The 17,784-nt window shown below is 39.3% G+C and carries 14 protein-coding genes; 8 read left to right on the top strand and 6 right to left on the bottom strand.

Going from position 1 to position 17,784, the window contains the following annotated elements; all coding sequences use genetic code 11:
• Window positions 1-117 precede the first annotated feature (117 nt).
• Entirely contained in the window at window positions 118-1,953 is a 1,836-nt protein-coding gene (gene typA / locus B554_RS0107245) for a translational GTPase TypA (RefSeq protein WP_004705742.1), read from the bottom strand.
• Window positions 1,954-2,131: 178 nt separating this feature from the next.
• On the opposite strand from typA, the gene B554_RS0107240 reads away from it, so the two are divergent.
• From B554_RS0107240 to B554_RS18950, 5 genes are all read left to right on the top strand, one after another.
• Window positions 2,132-3,490, top strand: coding sequence for a uracil-xanthine permease family protein (locus B554_RS0107240; protein ID WP_019457534.1), 1,359 nt, complete (start codon window positions 2,132-2,134; stop codon window positions 3,488-3,490).
• 65 nt (window positions 3,491-3,555) lie between these two features.
• Window positions 3,556-4,569 carry a class I SAM-dependent methyltransferase gene (locus B554_RS0107235; protein ID WP_019457533.1) on the top strand — a complete coding sequence of 338 codons (1,014 nt, stop codon included), beginning with the start codon at window positions 3,556-3,558 and terminating at the stop codon, window positions 4,567-4,569.
• Between the two features lie 21 nt (window positions 4,570-4,590).
• Window positions 4,591-6,051 (top strand): amino acid permease, encoded by a 1,461-nt coding sequence (locus B554_RS0107230; protein ID WP_019457532.1) that lies wholly within the window; start codon window positions 4,591-4,593, stop codon window positions 6,049-6,051.
• Between the two features lie 277 nt (window positions 6,052-6,328).
• Window positions 6,329-7,534 carry an RtcB family protein gene (locus tag B554_RS0107225; protein WP_019457531.1) on the top strand — a complete coding sequence of 402 codons (1,206 nt, stop codon included), beginning with the start codon at window positions 6,329-6,331 and terminating at the stop codon, window positions 7,532-7,534.
• Window positions 7,535-7,552: 18 nt separating this feature from the next.
• The gene (locus tag B554_RS18950; RefSeq protein ID WP_166739898.1) at window positions 7,553-7,696 is read left to right on the top strand and encodes a hypothetical protein; all 144 of its coding nucleotides are present in this window, start codon (window positions 7,553-7,555) and stop codon (window positions 7,694-7,696) included.
• 127 nt (window positions 7,697-7,823) lie between these two features.
• On the opposite strand, the gene omp38 is transcribed toward B554_RS18950, so the two are convergent.
• A complete protein-coding gene (gene omp38, locus B554_RS0107215) occupies window positions 7,824-8,876 on the bottom strand; it encodes an outer membrane protein Omp38 (protein ID WP_019457530.1) in 1,053 nt (350 codons plus the stop codon).
• A 379-nt stretch (window positions 8,877-9,255) separates the two neighbouring features.
• Between omp38 and B554_RS0107210 the strand changes: the two genes are divergently transcribed.
• From B554_RS0107210 to B554_RS0107200, 3 genes are all read left to right on the top strand, one after another.
• Complete coding sequence (locus B554_RS0107210) at window positions 9,256-9,771, top strand: GspH/FimT family pseudopilin (RefSeq protein WP_019457529.1); 516 nt, start codon at window positions 9,256-9,258, stop codon at window positions 9,769-9,771.
• Between the two features lie 108 nt (window positions 9,772-9,879).
• The gene (locus B554_RS0107205) at window positions 9,880-11,055 is read left to right on the top strand and encodes a thiolase family protein (protein ID WP_019457528.1); all 1,176 of its coding nucleotides are present in this window, start codon (window positions 9,880-9,882) and stop codon (window positions 11,053-11,055) included.
• Between the two features lie 129 nt (window positions 11,056-11,184).
• Window positions 11,185-11,628 (top strand): VOC family protein, encoded by a 444-nt coding sequence (locus tag B554_RS0107200; RefSeq protein ID WP_019457527.1) that lies wholly within the window; start codon window positions 11,185-11,187, stop codon window positions 11,626-11,628.
• 52 nt (window positions 11,629-11,680) lie between these two features.
• Here the strand turns inward: B554_RS0107200 and B554_RS0107195 are convergent, their stop codons facing one another.
• The 4 genes from B554_RS0107195 to B554_RS0107175 all read right to left on the bottom strand — a co-directional run bounded on the left by B554_RS0107195 (window position 11,681) and on the right by B554_RS0107175 (window position 17,781).
• On the bottom strand, window positions 11,681-12,166 hold the full coding sequence (locus B554_RS0107195; RefSeq protein ID WP_019457526.1) for a DUF934 domain-containing protein: 486 nt from the start codon (window positions 12,164-12,166) through the stop codon (window positions 11,681-11,683).
• On the bottom strand, window positions 12,159-13,802 hold the full coding sequence (locus B554_RS0107190; RefSeq protein ID WP_004789205.1) for a nitrite/sulfite reductase: 1,644 nt from the start codon (window positions 13,800-13,802) through the stop codon (window positions 12,159-12,161). Before B554_RS0107190 ends, B554_RS0107195 begins: the two co-directional genes overlap by 8 nt.
• Before the next feature lie 166 nt (window positions 13,803-13,968).
• A complete protein-coding gene (locus B554_RS0107185) occupies window positions 13,969-16,374 on the bottom strand; it encodes a glucose/quinate/shikimate family membrane-bound PQQ-dependent dehydrogenase (protein WP_019457525.1) in 2,406 nt (801 codons plus the stop codon).
• 174 nt (window positions 16,375-16,548) lie between these two features.
• The gene (locus B554_RS0107175) at window positions 16,549-17,781 is read right to left on the bottom strand and encodes a carbohydrate porin (protein WP_081400325.1); all 1,233 of its coding nucleotides are present in this window, start codon (window positions 17,779-17,781) and stop codon (window positions 16,549-16,551) included.
• Window positions 17,782-17,784: the final 3 nt, after the last annotated feature.

The raw sequence follows: 17,784 nt of genomic DNA, 5'->3' as shown, positions 1-17,784 counted from the left end.
ACAACATATTCGTTTATAAGAAAAATATGAATTTAAGGTTAATTTAATTTTAAATATAACAATTAAAAAAAACCGCTAAATTAATTTAGCGGTTTTTTCTTTTTCAATTAAGAAAAATTATTTATCACGGTTACGTTTACGTTCGTTTTCAGTCAAGTAACGTTTACGGATACGGATTGATTTAGGTGTTACTTCTACTAACTCGTCATCTTCAATGAATTCAAGCGCTTGTTCAAGCGTATATTCAATTGCAGGTACTAAAGTTAAAGCATCATCTGTACCAGATGCACGAACGTTAGTTAATTGTTTCGCTTTAGTTGGGTTTACAACCATATCGTCTGAACGAGAGTTAATACCCACGATCATACCTTCGTAAACTTCTAACTGTGGCTTAGCAAATAAACGACCACGGTCTTGTAAGCTGAACAATGCATAGCCCAAGCAAGTACCTTGAACCATAGAAATCAACACACCGTTTTGACGCTTCGCAACAGTACCTTGTTTAACAGGACCATAATGCGAGAAGCTTGAAGTCATGATCCCTGTACCAGAAGTCATGGTCAAGAATTCAGAACGGAAACCGATTAGACCACGTGAAGGCACAGTCGCTTCAATACGGATACGGCCTTTACCGTCAACTTCCATATTAGTCATTTCGCCTTTACGGTGACCCATTTGTTCCATTACAGCACCTTGATGCTGTTCTTCAACGTCAAACGTTACGTTTTCGTAAGGCTCTTGTCTTTCACCATCAATTTCTTTGATGATTACTTGTGGACGTGATACGCCCATTTCAAAGCCTTCACGACGCATGTTTTCAATTAAAACTGAAAGGTGAAGTTCACCACGACCAGATACTTTGAAGCGGTCTGGACTGTCAGTGTCTTCAACACGTAAAGCTACGTTATGGATTAATTCGCGATCAAGACGTTCACGGATATTACGTGAAGTTACGAATTTACCTTCTTTACCAGCAAACGGAGAGTTGTTTACTTGGAAAGTCATAGATACTGTAGGTTCATCTACAGATAAAGCTGGTAATGCTTCAACATTTTTCGGATCACAGATTGTGTCAGAAATGTTAAGTGCATCAATACCAGTAATACATACGATGTCACCAGCAGATGCTGAATCTACATCAATACGTTCTAAACCGTGGTAACCCATGATTTTTAAAATACGACCGTTACGTGTATTGCCATCTTTGTCAATTACAGTAACAGGAGTGTTTAATTTTACTGAACCACGTTGAATACGACCAACACCGATAACGCCTACAAAGCTGTTATAGTCAAGTGATGAAATCTGCATTTGGAATGGACCATCAACATCAACTGCTGGTGGCTCAACGATGTCTACAATCGTTTCGAACAACGGAGTCATGTCTTCTGCAAGTTCTTCAGGAGCTGGACCCGCTACACCACGTAAACCTGATGCATAAACGATTGGGAAATCTAATTGCTCATCAGTTGCACCAAGGTTATCAAACAAATCAAATACTTGATCGATTACCCAGTCTGGACGTGCACTTGGTTTATCAACTTTGTTGATAATAACGATTGGCTTCAAACCACGAGCAAAGGCTTTTTGCGTTACAAAACGAGTTTGTGGCATTGGACCTTCTTGAGAGTCAACAAGAAGTAATACGCAGTCAACCATCGACATAACACGTTCTACTTCACCACCGAAGTCGGCGTGTCCCGGGGTGTCCACGATGTTGATACGGTAAGTTGTATCAGTACGCTTATCCAACCAAGTAATAGAAGTGTTTTTCGCTAAGATGGTAATACCACGTTCACTTTCAAGCGCATTCGAGTCCATGACACGCTCAATCTCGCCTGCTCGGTCACCGAGAGCACCTGATTGCTGAAGTAGTTTATCGACAAGTGTGGTTTTCCCGTGGTCGACGTGCGCAATAATTGCGATATTACGGAGATTTTTGATATCTGACATGAAAATTAGAAACGCCTGAAATTTGAGGGCAAATTATACAGAAAAACACTACTCTTGAGTAGTGACAGTTTATTGACATTGACAAAAAAATTTCCCAATAGCCTGTATTTCGTTTTGTAAAGATAGGTATCTCGATTAGAATAGCGCCAATTTGCGAAATTGTGGCGTATCTACTCCCATGTCCAATCAACCATCACCAGACCATCTTGACCTTGTTTATGGACTAGATGACCGACCAAAACCTTTCGTGGCTTTTCTAGCTGCTTTTCAACATTTGCTTGCAATTATTGTCCCAATTATTACACCTGGGCTTCTTATTTGTTTAGCTTTGGGTGTTTCACGTACCGAAACCAACATGATTTTATCCATGTCTTTGGTCATTTCAGGAATTGCAACTTTCTTACAATGCAAAAAAGTTGGTCCTTTCGGTGCAGGTCTACTCATTGTTCAGGGTACTAGTTTTAACTTTATTGGCCCAATTATTGGTATTGGGAGTGCAATGGTTGCCGCAGGTACACCAGTAAATCAGGTTATGGCTGCTATTTTTGGAGTGGTAATCGCTGGTTCATTTATTGAAATGGGTGTGTCACAAATCCTGCCATGGGTAAAAAGACTGATTACTCCCCTTGTGACAGGTATAGTTGTACTGCTGATTGGTTTAACGCTTATTAAAGAAGGCCTCATTAGTATGGGGGGTGGTTACCAAGCTATGCAAGATCATACTTTTGCAAGTTCTGATAACCTTATAATGTCTTGTACAGTTCTAGCTATTATTATTGTTTTAAATCGCATACGCGTAGTGTGGATTAAAAGCTCAGCTATTTTAATTGCTTTGGTCATTGGCTACATTCTTGCTGGCTTCATGGGGTACCTAGATTTTTCTGGTCTAAATGACGCGCCAGTTATTCAAATTCCAACACCAATGCACTTTGGCTTAAGCTTCTCGTGGGGCTTATTTATTCCAATGGCATTCATTTATTTGGTGACTTCATTAGAAGCAATTGGTGATGTCACAGCAACTAGTAAGCTTTCAAACCAACCTGTAGATGGTCCTCAGTGGATGCAACGCATCAAAGGTGGTGTGTTAGTGAATGGTGCAAACTCTTTACTTGCAGGATTATTTAACACTTTCCCTAGTTCTGTTTTTGCTCAAAATAATGGTGTTATTCAACTCACTGGTGTGGCGAGTCGTTACGTAGGGATCTGGATTGCTGCTTTACTCATTCTATTAGGTCTATTCCCTGCTGTAGCGGGTGTAATACAAGCTGTACCACAGGCGGTATTAGGCGGAGCAGTTATGGTAATGTTTGGTGCGGTTGCTGCTTCAGGCATTAACATTCTTTCATCTATTCACTTAGACCGTCGTGCCCTTTTAATTATCGCGATTTCACTTGCACTAGGTTTAGGTGTTGCTCAAGTTCCTCAAATTTTGGAACACTTGCCAGAGTTATTTAAAAATATTTTTAGTTCTGGTGTAGCAACAGGCGGTATTGCGGCATTAATTTTAAATGTTGTACTTCCTGAAACACACAAATAACCCATTTTTAATTTTTTGATTACTGCCCAGTTTCCACTGGGCATTCTTCTTCATGAGAGATGTACATGGATCCTAGAAGTGAAGTGGTATTAAGACAAGAAGACTATTTAAAAGGTAGACTCTTGTTAATTAATGCACCCAATGATGCCTTAGTCAGTCAATTACCATCTGGGGTTGATGCATCAGTCTGGACATGGAGTTATTCAGATTACCAAGGTTTTATTAATACAGGCACGACAGCACATTTCTCGGTTGAGTTTCCATTACAAGAATTTGATCAGGCTATAATTTTTGTTCCAAAATCAAAAGAGCTTTTAAACTATATATTGCATGTGGTGATGAGCCATCTAAAAACTGACCAATCAGTTTTTTTAGTAGGTGAAAAAAAAGGTGGTGTTGAAAGAGCTGCTAAACAACTACAAAGTTTTGGCAAAATTCTTAAACTTGATAGCGCTCGACATTGTCAGTTATGGCATTTAAAAATTGAGAAAACTGAAAAGCTCAAACCTCTTGAAAGCTGGTTAAAAACCTATACTGTTCAAGCAAATGGACATGAACTTACCATTTGTGCTCTACCGGGGGTTTTCAGTCAAAATCATCTAGATGTGGGAACTGCTGTTTTACTCCCTTATCTTAATCAGGTGAAATCAGGTAGAATTGCCGACTTCGGGTGTGGTGCAGGAATTATCAGTTGTTATTTGGCAAAAATAAATTCAAGTAATATTATTCATGCCTTAGATATTGATGCTTTCGCTTTACGGTCAACGGAAATGACTTTTAGTCGAAATGGAATAGGTTCAAACCAGTTGAGATTGCAACCTGTTATAGGAATTGCAGACGCCCCAACAGAACTTGATGCCATTGTCAGTAACCCTCCCTTCCATCAAGGTATTCATACCAACTATGATGCAAGTGAAGGACTCTGCCAGAACGCTAAAAAACATTTAAAGGCATCGGGTGAGCTATGGATTGTAGCAAACCGTTTTTTAAACTATCCGATCTTAATTGAGAAGCACTTTGGTCAGTGTGAGATTAAAACTGATCTTCAAGGCTTTAAGGTGTTATATGCCTGTGCATAACAAACTATGTAAGGAATCTCCATGAGCGAAACACATGCTCCTGAAAAACTCCAGCGAAAGCTTGGAGCTCGTCATCTGAATATGATCGCCATTGGTGGTTCCATTGGTACAGGTCTCTTCCTTGCTTCTGGATCAACCATTGCAAACGCAGGCCCTGGTGGGGCTCTACTCGCTTACTCTCTTATTGGTATTATGATTTACTTCTTAATGACCAGTTTAGGTGAGCTTGCGACTCATACCCCAACATCTGGTGCATTTTTTACCTATGGCAGTCGCTATGTTGAAGATGGCTTTGGTTTCGCTCTAGGCTGGAATTATTGGTACAACTGGGCAATTACGGTTGCATTTGAACTTGTTGCTGTACAGTTTATTATGAAATTCTGGTTTCCAGATATTCCTGGATTTTACTGGAGTGCGCTCTTCCTCGTCATTATTTTCATGATTAATGCGATGAGTGTAAAAGGATTTGGCGAAAGCGAATTCTGGTTCTCAATGGTTAAGGTTATCGCTATTGTTGCCTTCATTATCATTGGTATTGCCATGATTATTAAAGTGATGTTGACACCTGGAGTGGCGACATTCGGCAACTGGACCTACAAAGATGCACCTTTTGTAGGTGGTTTACAGGCCATGATTGGGGTTGCCATGATTGCAGGATTCTCATTTCAAGGAACTGAAATGGTGGGTGTTGCTGCGGGCGAATCAAAAGATCCAAAGAAAACAATTCCACTGGCAATTAAACAGATTTTCTGGCGAATTTTATTATTCTATGTGTTGTGTATTTTCATTATCGGCACACTCATTGCCTATGATGATCCAAACCTATTGCAAGCCGCGACAACAGAAAATGTTGCCCTTTCTCCTTTTACCTTGCTTTATGAAAAGGTAGGCTTTGCTTTCGCTGCGAGCTTAATGAATGCAGTTATTTTGACTGCTATTTTGTCGGCAGGTAACTCAGGTATGTATTCTTCTACCCGTATGTTATTTGATATGGCTCAGCAAGGTCGTGCACCGAAATGGTTTGCCAAACTCGACAATCGTGGTGTTCCAATGAATGCCTTATATGCAACTACATTTATTGCTGCATTCTGCTTCTTAACGACTTTTATTGGGGAAAAACAAGTCTTTAACTGGCTACTCAATATGTCAGGGATGTGTGGCTTTATTGTCTGGTTAGGTATTGCAATTTCACATTATCGTTTCCGTAAAGGTTATATTGCTCAAGGCTATAAATTAGAAGATTTAGCTTACCGCGCTAAGTTTTTCCCATTTGCACCTTGGTTTGCCTTTATTCTCTGTTCTATCATTATTCTTGGACAAAACTATCAAGCTGTTTTGGGCGGAAAAATTGACTGGATGGGCTTACTTTCCACCTATATCAGCATACCGTTATTCTTAGTAATTTGGCTCGGATATAAATGGAAAAATAAAACTAAGTTAATCCCTTACGACCAAATGGATGTAAAGCCAGAGCAAGATTAATAGTAAGTTTAAAGAGTCAATTAAAACTATCTAAACGTCAAAAACTTGATCTTTAGTTAAAAACAGGTAAAATGCCGTTCAGATTTTCAACGGCACTTTTTAAAAAAGGAGGACATCATGCCAACACTACAAGGTAAAACACAGTAACGATTTGGCACGATGTCAGCTCACGGACAAGTGTACAAATTTAATTCACTTGTCCGAATGCTCGAATTTAAGACCTAGCATTCGCTAGGTTTTTTTATGCCTATTCGGACAGAAAAATAAGAGAAAAATTATGGGCATACAAAAAATATTAAACGAAGAGGCACTTTACGGTGTCCCCGTTAAAATTTTCACTCAAGATATAGATAGTGAAAGTATTGAACAATTGAAGAAAATGGCACAACTGCAATTTATATATTCACATATTGCTGTTATGCCAGATGTTCACGTAGGAAAAGGTGCAACTGTAGGAAGTGTTATTCCGACTAAACATGCCATTATTCCAGCTGCAGTCGGTGTAGACATTGGCTGTGGAATGAATGCAATTCGTTTAAGTCTAAAGGCTTCACAGCTACCTGATAACTTGAGTCGTTTACGTGATGCAATTGAACGTAAAGTACCAGTTGGATTTGCTTTACATAAGCAGGTCAAAGCTAAAGCATCGAGTATTATCCCACTCGAAAAGCGCTTACAACCGATTGTAAAAAAACATCCTGGTTTAATTCGAATGCTTCGGCAGTTTGATGCCACTTGGCAAAAACAATTAGGCACATTAGGTGGTGGCAATCACTTTATAGAGTTATGTATTGATGAAAATCAAGATGTATGGGTAATGCTACATTCAGGTAGCCGAGGACTTGGTAACGTCATTGGTACTTATTTTATTGAGCTCGCCAAGAAAGAAGCACAACATCGCTTTGGACACGTACCTGATAAAGACTTAAGTTATTTTGCTGAAGGTTCAAACAGTTTTAATGATTATGTAGAAGCTGTGGAGTGGGCCCAAGAATATGCTTTTGAAAATCGTAAAGAAATGATGCGATTAGTCTTAGAAGCAATCCGACCTATCCTCCCCTCATTTCAAATGACAAAAGAAGCAATTAATTGTCATCATAATTATGTAAGTCGAGAAACCCATTTTGGTGAAAATCTTTTAGTTACCAGAAAAGGTGCTATTAGAGCAGGTTTAGATGAGTTAGGAATTATTCCTGGATCTATGGGAGCATGCTCTTATATTGTTAGAGGAAAAGCTAATCCTGAGTCTTTTTGTTCATGTTCTCACGGCGCTGGGCGTAAAATGAGCCGCAGCAAGGCGAAAGTTCTTTTTAATCAACAAGACTTAATTGAGCAAACCAAAGGTATTGAGTGTCGTAAAGATAGTGGCATTGTCGATGAGATCCCAAGTGCTTACAAGGATATTGATGAAGTCATGGCAAACCAATCAGATCTTATTGAAGTGGTTCATACACTTAAACAAGTTTTATGCATTAAAGGTTAAAACATGAAAATTAAAGAAATGCCAAAAATTAAGGTCCGCAACCACGTAGCTCTGTCCCCTTTACTTCAAAAAGGTGGCATGCATGAGACAGAAAAACCTCGTGCACAGCATCGTCGAGATAGACAAGATACTAAACAGCAATTAAAAAAAGGTGTTTGGTAAAAACTTATTTATAAGCAATTAACTGAATAGATATTCTTTAGGAGATATAAAATGAAAAAATATTTGAAAAATCGTAATAAAAAAAGCGACTCTAACGAGTCGCTTTTTTACTGTTCAGAAACTCAAATTATTGAGCTTGTTGACCAGGTTGAACTACTACAGTACGGCTACCAGTGATTGTCGCGAATACACGACGGTTCATAGCACGACCTTCTTTAGTTTTGTTGTCAGCAATCGGTTGATCCCAAGCGAAACCTTGAGTAGACAAACGAGAAGCATCAACATTGTATTCGTTTACAAGAGCTGATTTAACAGAGTTAGCACGAGCTAAAGATAAACGTTCGTTCAACTTACGTGGACCAGTGTTATCTGTGTGACCTTCGATACGTGCAGTAGCGTTAGGGTATTCAGTTAACTTCTCAGCAACTTTAGCGATTTCTGGCTTGTATTGGTCTTTGATGTTTGACTTGTTAGTATCAAAGAACACACGAAGTTCCATGTTAAGGTCTTCAGTTAACTCTTGTGGTTGTGGAGCAACTGGAGTTGGTTCAACTGGAGCAACTTCTACTACAGGAGCAGCAGGCTTCAAGTGACCACCAAGAACTACGTTTAAACCAGCAAGAGCTGTATAGTTCCAGAATTCTTCATCAAAGTTATAAGTACCACGAGCTTCTGTACGAAGAGATAAAGCATCATTGATGCGATAGAACGCACCGATACCAGCATTACCTAAAGTACCTTCTTCAGAATTACCACGTGTACCACGATTTACACCATCAAAGTCGTATTTGTAGTGACCAGCACCCAATAATACATACGGCTTAAATTTGCTGTCATAGTTTTTAGTGATTAAATCAGAAGTAGCATAGAAGTTACCGTTGATTTGTTTTTGTTTGTATTCAGCACCAGCAGAAGCGCCGTTTACATCACCTTTAACTTGGTTATATTCAGCTTCGAAACCTAACCATGGTGTTAATTCAACGCCAAGAGCTGCACCAACGAATAAATCGTCTTGTAACTCAGGACCGTTAGTTAGGTTACCATCTTTACCGCCATTATTGTGTTGGCTGTCTTGGAAAGTGTAACCAAGCAATAATGGAGTAACTGTTACGCCAGCATTAGCAGCAGCTAATGGAGCAGCAACAAGCATAGTAGCAAGTGCAATACGACTCAATTTCATGGATATCCTCCAGAGATAACAATTGTTGTTCAAGCTCAGCCTAAATTTATTGGCCCCTGAGATATTTTTACCCCAGTATTATTTTTAAGCTATTCACATTTGAATCATACAAACACTTGATAAACTTTCCAAGTGCTTGATAATTTTAATCAAGTAAATTATTGACAAAATTACTTACAATTTCCGTTGTAATTCGGTAATTTTTTACTCAACTAGCAAATATGAACAACTTCTTTGTTTCGCTTGCGGTGATTTTACCAGTATTCTAGCCAACTGATAACCCTTATTTAATTTTGTGTTTCCTTATTATAAAAAATAATATAAATCATTGTCAGAAAACATAAAATTGCTCTATTTATACATATATTAAGGTTTTTTAATGTTTAAATCTCCCGGTTTTACTATAGTTGAACTCTCTATAACCCTCGTAATTATTGTAATTATGTCAGTTATAGCCATTCCTTTATACCATCAATTTATGGCATCTGCAGAATTAAAAAATACTCCGCGTGTACTCACAATTCATATACAAAAAGCCAAATATGACGCGATTGTTAGGCATACAAACATTGTTCTGTGTCCCAGTTCCGATCAATTCATTTGTAATACGAACTGGAATAGTCAACTCATTAGCTTTGTAGACAATAATCGTAATCTACAACATGACTTAAATGAAGAGTTATTAACCTCCATAGATCTTAATCATCATTATGGCTCTATGAAATTACAACGTTTTGGAAAAAAACAAAATAGTATTGTTTTTCAGGGCAATTCCGGACTTCCAATCGAGTCTAATGGTAGTTTTATTTATTGTTCTTATGATCAGCTTAAAAATTTTAAGTTAATTCTCAGCAAAATGGGGCACATCCGCTTAGAAGAATCTCAAAATTGTTAGAACTCTACAGTCTAATGCAGAACCCAATACTATCCCCATTTTGCAATATACTGCTTAAGTTTTAATGTTTTCTTAATTTGAGATAAAGAACAATCGGAGATTACAACAATGACTGACATCGTAATTGTTAATGGTGCTCGTACTGCTATGGGTGGTTTTCAAGGATCACTATCTGGTCTAACTGCTCCAGAATTAGGTGCAGTAACAATTAAAGAAGCAATCGCACGAGCAGGTTTACAGCCTACTGATGTCGAAGAAGTCATTATGGGTTGTGTACTGCCTGCTGGCCTAAAGCAAGGTCCAGCACGTCAAGCGATGCGTAAAGCTGGTTTACCAGACTCTACAGGTGCAGTGACGATTAATAAACTTTGTGGTTCAGGCATGAAAGCCGTAATGCAAGCAGCCGATATGATCAAAGCAGGCAGTGCTGAAATTGTGGTTGCAGGTGGTATGGAGTCGATGACAAATGCCCCTTATGTTTTACCTAAAGCACGTGCTGGTTACCGTATGGGTCATGGCGAAATTAAAGACCACATGTTTCTTGATGGACTTGAAGATGCTGAAACAGGTCGTTTAATGGGTTCTTTTGCTCAAGATATGGCAAATACTCGTGGCTATACACGTGAACAAATGGATGACTTTGCAATTCGCTCATTAAAACGTGCACAAACTGCAATTACTGAAGGCTATTTCAAAGATGAAATCGTTCCTGTTACCGTATCTAGCCGCAAAGGTGATGTCGTTGTTGATCAAGATGAACAACCTTTAAATGCAAAGATCGACAAAATTCCTTCACTTAAACCAGCTTTTGCAAAAGACGGTACAATTACCGCAGCAAACGCAAGCTCTATTTCAGATGGTGCATCTGCATTAGTATTAACTTCAAGTGAGGTTGCTACTCAACGTGGTTTACAGCCACTGGCAAAAATTATTGCAACGGCTTCAAACTCTCAGCATCCTTCAGAATTTACAATTGCTCCTGTTGGTGCCATTGAAAAAGTTCTTAAAAAAGCAGGATGGAATGCTCAAGATGTCGATCTTTGGGAAATTAATGAAGCCTTTGCTATGGTTACAATGTGTCCAATTGATGATTTCAAACTTGATGCAGAGAAAGTGAATATCAATGGCGGTGCTTGTGCACTAGGTCACCCAGTAGGCTCAACAGGTTCACGTATTATTCTTACGCTGATTCATGCACTTAAACGTACTGGCGGTAAAAAAGGTATTGCAGCACTCTGTATTGGTGGTGGCGAAGCAACAGCCGTTGCGATTGAACTTATTTAATTAAAATTAATTATTTTTAAATCCCACTTCGGTGGGATTTTTTATGAAAAAATTACAAAAAAAGACCCACAAAATCACTTTTAAGTTTTAACTTATTCCTCTAAATGAAAACAACAATGGACAATAACAATGCAACTCAATCACTATCTCAACTTTCAAGGTCAGGCAGAGCAAGCGTTTAACTTTTATAAATCAGTCTTTGGTGGAGAGTTTGCCATGCTGAGTCGCTATGGTGATATGCCCGCTCCCGAAGGTGTAACCTTATCAGAAGCCAATAAAAACCTGATTTTACATGTGTCTTTACCCATTAACGAATTCACGGTGCTTATGGCATCAGATACCAATGATCAGTTCTGTGCTCCTAACAGTGTTTTTACTCAAGGCACTAATCACTACATTGCAATAAACCTTGAAAAAGATGAGCAAGAGAAAGCAAAGCAGCTTTTTGATAAGCTATCTGTAAATGGCCAAATTGAAATGCCTCTAGAAAAGACTTTTTGGGGAGCATTGTATGGTGCTTTTACTGATCAGTTCGGCATAAAGTGGATGGTTAATTGCCAACTTGATACATAATTTTAAATATAAAAAATCCCGCAAATTGCGGGATTTTTTATGTCAGCATATCTTAAGCACCAGTTTGGTAGCTCGCTTTTGGCACAGCAGTTGAAGCTTGATACGGATTGGTAAAATCTTGCAAACCTGCCGCAGCTTCTTGTACGTCTTTGCCTTCTTTTACGACAAAGCTATCAAAACCAGAACGCTTTAAGTAGTTTAAAACATCCTTAAACACATCACCTGTTGCACGTAACTCACCTTGGAAACCTTGGCGGCGCAATAGTGCTGCAAATGAGTAACCTCGGCCATCGCCAAAACCTGCAAACTCAATGAAGATTGCATCAAGTTCATTTAATGGAAATGTATGATCTTCAGGTGAATCATTTACAGTCACATATAAAGCTTTTTTGCCTTGAACGTTAGCTAACTGGTCTAGTTGAGCTGTTGTTACAACTACATCACCTTGAGGAACAACACCATCTTCAGCAATGATTTGATAAGTATTATCTGCAATCGTGCCATCTTTATAAAGCACTGGTAGAGCTATATTAAGCATATGCACGCTCCTTAAATGGTTGAATTCCTACACGGCGATATGTATCAACAAAACGCTCACCTTCAGTACGCAAATCAAGATAAGTATTTAGTACTTCTTCAATTACGTCAGGCACAGCATCTGCTGCAAATGATGGCCCTAAGATGTCACCGATTGAGGCATCATGGTCCGAATTACCACCTAATGTAATTTGGTAGAACTCAGCACCTTTTTTATCTACACCTAAAATACCAATATTACCTACGTGGTGGTGACCACAAGCATTCATACAACCAGAAATATTTAGATCTAAATGACCAAGATCATAAACTTTGTCTAAGTCATCGAAACGACGTGTAATCGCTTCAGCAATTGGAATTGATTTCGCATTTGCTAGTGAACAGAAATCACCGCCCGGGCAACTAATGATATCGGTAATAAAACCAATATGTGCACGTGCCATATTTTGTTGTTCAAGCGCTTGCCATACATCAAACAAGTCTTTTTGAGGCACATCTGCCAAAGCAATGTTTTGTTCGTGAGTCGTGCGAAGTTCACCGAAAGTATATTTATCAGCAAGATCTGCAATAAAGTTCATTTCTTCGGTGGTCATATCGCCCGGTGCAATACCTGCACGTTTTAGAGAAATCGTAACAATACGATAGCCTTTCACTTTATGTGCATGCGTGTTGATATTGAACCATTGCTTGAATTTTGGATGCTCAGCAAACAAAGCGGTAAAGTCTTCATCTGCTAAATCTTGATAATCAAACGGGGTGAATTCTTCATCCAGTTTTTTCAAGATTTCTGGCTGAATTTTCAATGCTTCGCGTGTATGTTCGAATTCAGCTTCAACTTTCTGTGCAAACACTTCAGGCGTTAATGCTTTAACCAAGATTTTGATACGCGCTTTGTATTTGTTATCACGACGGCCATGCAAGTTATAAACACGTAGAACTGCTTCTAAGTAAGCAATTAAATCTTCACGTGGTAAAAACTCGCGAATAACGCTACCAATAATTGGGGTACGGCCTAAACCACCACCAGCCATAATTTTATAGCCAATTTCACCCGCTTCATTACGCACGATGTAAACACCAATATCGTGGAATGCCGTTGCTGCACGATCTTTTTCTTCAAGTGCAGAAACAGCAATTTTGAACTTACGTGGCAAGAATGCAAATTCAGGGTGGAATGTACTCCACTGACGAATCAATTCACATGTTGGACGTGGGTCTGCAATTTCACCAGCAACCACACCAGCATATTGGTCAGTTGTTGTGTTACGAATACAGTTACCACTCGTTTGAATGGCATGCATTTGTACAGTTGCAAGTTCAGCCAAAATATCTGGCACGTCTTCAAGTGCAGGCCAGTTTAACTGAATGTTTTGACGTGTAGATACATGTGCATAACCACGGTCATAAGCAGTTGAAACTTCAGCAACTTTACGTAATTGTTTAGAATTCATTAAGCCATACGGCACAGCAATACGCAGCATAGGCGCATAACGTTGCACATATAAACCATTTTGCAAACGTAATGGACGATATTCATCTTCAGAAAGTTTGCCAGCTAAATAGCGTTCAGTCTGATCACGGAACTGAGCAACTCGTTCATTAACCAGCTGCTGGTCGAAATCGGTATATAAATACATGGCGTATGGCTAGTAGATTCATTATTAAGGCGGATAGCATAGCGAGCTTTTATTCATCAATAAAATGCTTTTTTTGCATATTTAATAACGGTTTTATTGATAAGCTTTAATATAAATCAATATAAAAAAAGCCCAGATCAATCTGGGCTTTTTTTATAGCAAAGGTTTATTTGTTATCTGGCAATGCATAAGCCACTAAATAGTCGCCCATTTTTGTACCAAATGAACCATGACCACCGGCCATGATCACAACATATTGCTTACCATTAATTTCGTAAGTCATTGGTGTTGCTTGTCCACCGGCTGGTAAACGCGCTTCCCAAAGTTTCTTACCATTCGTAACGTTAAAGGCACGGATGTAGTTATCTTGAGTTGCACCAACGAACATGACATTACCTGCGGTAGAAATTGAACCACCTAAACCAGGAACACCAATTTTCACAGCTGGTAATTGGAATAGTTTTGGCAAGCTATCACGGATAGTACCAATACGTTTTTTCCATACAACCTGATGCGTTTTCAAATCTACACCAGCTACATAACCCCAAGCTGGTTGTTTACAAGGTAAACCAAGTGGAGATAAGAATGCGCTGATTTCGACACCATAAGGTACGCCATACATTGGCTGAATACCCTGCTCAGTTCCTGCACCTTTTGCAGTTTGTGCACGGTTTGGATCTTCAGGAATTAAACGGCTTACGAATGGCAGACCAATCGGGTTCATCACAGCAACTTGACGATCAGGGTTAACTGACATACCGCCCCATTCAAACACGCCTAGGTTACCAGGGAAAACTAAAGTCCCGTTTTCTGATGGTGGTGTATAAATACCATCGTAATTTAGACGTTTGAAAGATACACGACACATGAGCTGATCAAGCATTGTGGCACCCCACATATCTTTATCAGTCAATTTATCTTGTGGCGCCAAGTTCAAGTCAGAGAATGGCTGAGTTTTTGAATAGTGCTCGCCTTTGGTTTGTGGACCGCGCTTAACTGTTTGTGGAACTGGTTTTTCAGTTACAGGAACAATCGGCTGTCCATTACGACGGTCAAGAACAAAAGCATTACCTGTTTTAGTCAATACATAGATTGCTGGAACAGTTTTACCTGCTTTGTCTTTAATATCTGCCAAAGATGGCTGAGATGGCACGTCCATATCCCACAAGTCATGATGAGTGGTCTGGAAGTTCCATATCAATTTACCAGTTGAAGCATTAATCGCTAACATTGAGTTCGCATAACGTTCTTTCAACTCAGTACGGTCACCACCCCAGATATCTGGAGTACCTACGCCTGTTGGAACATAAACGATATCAAGTTTGGCATCGTATGCTAAAGGTGCCCAAGCATTTGGAGAGTTATGAACAAATGTTGTACCTTGTCCAGGCATAGCATTTGGATCTGCTGCACCAGTGTCAAATACCCAAAGAAGCTTACCAGTATTTACGTCATAACCACGAATAACACCTGATGGCTCTTTATTTGAGTAGTTATCTGTTACAGAACCCGCAATTACGACAGTTGAACCTGTCACAACACCCGGAGAGGTTGGGTTATAACCACCCGGATAAGCATATGGCATAAACTCTTGTAAGTTCACTTCACCATTTTGACCAAAGTCAGTACATGCTTTACCTGTGTCAGCATTTACAGCAACTAAACGTCCATCATTGACTGGAACAAAGACTTTACGAGGACATTGAGTTGAAGTCGACTTCTTAGTTTGCAAGCTTGTCGCAAACTCAGTTGTGTTGTTTGCATCGTAGTACATTACACCACGGCAAGTTAAATGCTGGAATGATTTATCCGTTTTAAGCTTCGGATCAAAACGCCATTTTTCTTTACCAGTCGCTGGATCAATCGCAATTAACTGTTGGTGAGCTGTACAGATAAACATGTTATTGCCAATTTTAATTGGCGTAACCTGATTGGTTGTTTCACCCGAATCATTATCTGTCTTGAAATCGCCAGTACGTAGTGTCCAAGCCACTTTCAAATCTTTGACGTTTTGGTCATTAATCTGTTTAAGTGGAGAATAACGTTCGCCTGCTTGAGTACGACCATAAGCTGGCCAGTCACTCTCAGCTACACCTGGAACGGCTTGAGCAGTTTCTGGTTGTGGTGTTTTAATCTCACCATTAATTTCTTGCGGATCGTTAAAGATAGAATAAACCATCAATACGATTGCAATCGCTAAAGTTGAAGATAAGGCAACTTTACTTGATCCAAGGTTGTTGATTCCACGAGTCACAGCCGGAACCAATAACCATAAACCAAGAATACCTAAAATATCTAAACGTGGTGCAAGCGCCCAAAAGTCTGTTCCAACTTCCCAGACACTCCAGATAATGGTACCTAGCATTAATGCGGCATAAACCCACAAAGCTGTTGAAGCACGCTTGTAGAGTTGCCATGTAACAATGAGAAGTAAGACTCCAGCTACAATGTAGTAAATTGAACCGCCTAGTGTAGCGAGCCAAATACCTCCAATTAGCAGGAATAACGCCAATAACCCAATAATAATTACGGTAAAAGTCGTTAAACCTGATCTTGAAGAAGGTTGATTCATAAACCACCTCTTATTAATCATCATTTTTATCGGAAAGATGTGTCAAAAATCTTAGAGAGAAATGACATCATCAATACATCTAAAACAAAATTCAGGCATAAAGAAAAAAACGGAAGGTCTGGATACTTCAATTAATGATTTAGCCATCGACAATCCGTTTTTCGGAATAGTTACTTAGAATACGGTTGAGAATTTAATACCGCCTACCCAAGTGTTATCACCATTTTTTAATGCACCAACATGACGAACATATTGCACATTTGGACGAATAGTTAGCCAATTAGTGGCATGAATACCGTAGTAAAGCTCGGTATTGTATTCAGTGTCATATTCTTTGGCTTGAACATCACTCCAGTCATCATTGATATGAATACGAGCAACACCAAGTGCTAATTCATCTTGAGGACGTTGATTGAGCAAACCTTTGTAGACCAAGCCTACATTTTGCATATTGTCGACTTTATTGGTATCTGAGTCATGGAAAGTCAGATTCACAAAACCTGTTAAACCACGATCAGTTTGGTCAGCTGGTTGGAATAATTTTTGTTTCGCAGTTACCCAAACACCTTGCTTATGAGATGTTTTGGTTGGATTGGTAATTTCCTCTGCATCAGCAGTGCTGTAGTAATAACCTAAACGGTATTCACCAGGCATGCTTTGTGCACCTAATTTAGGTGACCAAACGACTTCTGCCGGAATAATTGCACCGTGAGAACCGTCTGTGCTCAGGTTAAAGCCTTTGCCTCGTTCCAAGTTCTCTGGGTTATATTCATATACACCGACTTGCGTATATAGATCAGGTTGCACGTTATATTTAACACGCATTGCCCATTGGCTCACTGGCCAGTTATACCATTGGTCGCCAACCCAGTTACCCACTTGTGAACCACAAAGTGCCAAGTTCTGGAAATCACAGTCAAAACTATTAAAGTCTTCACCTTCACCAAAACGACCAACTTTCACATCTAACTTTTGATCAAGGAATTTTTTCTTAATCCATAAATCAGTTAAACGCCAAGTTTGCTCACGACCCCACACTTCTTGTGCAGAACTAATGTGTCCAGCTAAAGCTGGAGAATGTTCAGAAAGCGATTGCCCATCACGATAAGTTAACGTGATTTGAGCTTCTGTATCTTGCCACCCTAAAATTTTACCTAGGTCCAAATGCGAACCTAAAGCGAGTTGCCCTGTATAAGCACTGCCATGCGAAGAAGTATTCTTTGAATCTAAAATACCGGCATATTCACCGGTATATCCAAAAGAAAAATCATAACCTTGTGCTTGTAACGCTGTGCGTTGCCCGTTCCAATCACCCAACATCCAAGAACTATTTGGGTCAAATGCAGCAGCAGCTTGTGCATGCTGAACAAAAAGAGTAATTGATAAAACGGATAAACAGGAAACCATCAA

This window comes from Acinetobacter sp. GG2 (assembly GCF_000292385.1).
Taxonomy (GTDB): Bacteria; Pseudomonadota; Gammaproteobacteria; order Pseudomonadales; family Moraxellaceae; genus Acinetobacter; species Acinetobacter seifertii.
This window is presented reverse-complemented; position numbering and strand designations above follow the sequence as displayed.